The sequence below is a fragment of the Mycobacterium sp. UM_Kg1 genome (assembly GCF_000972925.1).
GTDB lineage: Bacteria > Actinomycetota > Actinomycetes > Mycobacteriales > Mycobacteriaceae > Mycobacterium > Mycobacterium hiberniae.
The window spans coordinates 1-1,361 of sequence record NZ_JRMK01000302.1; the positions used below are offsets into that span (position 1 = coordinate 1).

The following is a 1,361-nucleotide window of genomic DNA, read 5'->3' on the forward strand; positions in this document are numbered from 1 at the left end:
GTGTATAAGAGACAGATGCAGGGCGGCGACGGCGGTAACGGCGGGGCGGGCGGCGCGGGCGGCGTCGCTGCCCACGGCGTGGCGGGGCTGGCCGGCACCGGCGGCAACGGGGGCAACGGCGGACACGGCGGGACGCCCGGCGACGGCGGGGCCGGCGGCCACGGCGATGCCAGCAACCCGAACGGCGGCCGCGGCGGCGATGCCGGCGCCTACGGCGCCGGGGGCCTCGGCGGCGACGGCGGGGCGGGTTCGGTTCAGGGTGCCGCCGGCGCCAACGGCACGGTCTCGACCGTGCCCGCAGGGCACGGCGGTGCCGGCGGAAACGGCTTCAACGCCGTCACCGCGGGCGGCTACGGCGGGCACGGCGGCGACGGCGGCACCGGCAGCCTGCACGGCAACGGCGGCGCCGGCGGAAACGGCGGCAACGGCGCGACCGGGGCCGCCGGCACCGCGGCGCTCAACGGCGGCAACGCCGGACACGGCGGGAACGGCGGCAACGGCGGCGCCGGCGGAAACTCCCTCGGCGACGGCCACGGCGGCGCCGGTGGCGCCGGTGGCGCAGCCGGCGACGGCGGCCGAGGCCTGGACCAGGTGTACCTGCCCCCGAGCGCCACCTTGCCCGGCAGCGGCGGGAACGGCGGAACCGGTGGCGCCGGTGGTGCTGGCGGCTCCAGCGTCAGCGCCCACGGCGAGGGCACCGGCAACGGCGGCGCGGGCGGCGCCGGCGGCGCCGGCGGCAACGGCGGCGGCAACGGCATCGCCACCCTCGACGTGGCGAACAACGTGCAGTACGGCAGCGGCGGCGACGGCGGCGCGGGCGGCGTCGGCGGCAACGGCGGGCTCGGCGACACCGGGGCGTTCGGCGGGGGCGACGGCTACCACGGCGGCCACGGCGGGGCCGGCGGCAGCGGCGGAGCGGGCGGGTCGGCCTACGTCGGCAACCCGGCGGTCGGCGAACACGGCCGATTCGGCACCAACGGCAACGGCGGTGACGGGGGTGCCGGCGGCAGCGGCGGTGGCGGCGGTGCCGGCGGCGCGGGGAACGACAGTGCCGGCGGGACGGGCGGCAACGGCGGCAACGGTGGAGCGGCCGGAGACGGCGGCTCGCCCGGTTCGGGGCTCTACGCCCAGCCCGGGATCAACCGCGCGCCGGTGGGTATCGGCGGTGAGGGCGGTGCCGGCGGGTCCGCGGGATCTGGTGGGTCCGGCGGCGCCGGCGACATCGGGTTCGACGGCGGCACCGGCGGAAACGGCGGTGTCGGCGGTCTCGGCGGCAACGGCGGCAGCGCCGTCGGCACCTACTACGCACAGGGCTCCAGCGGCGGCAACGGCGGCGCGGGCGGATCCGGTGGCGACGCCGG

1 pseudogene is annotated in these 1,361 nt (G+C 80.3%); it reads left to right on the top strand.

The window, feature by feature from the left end:
* Positions 1–1,361, top strand: a pseudogene (locus tag LI92_RS24030) (hypothetical protein); the annotation flags it as partial.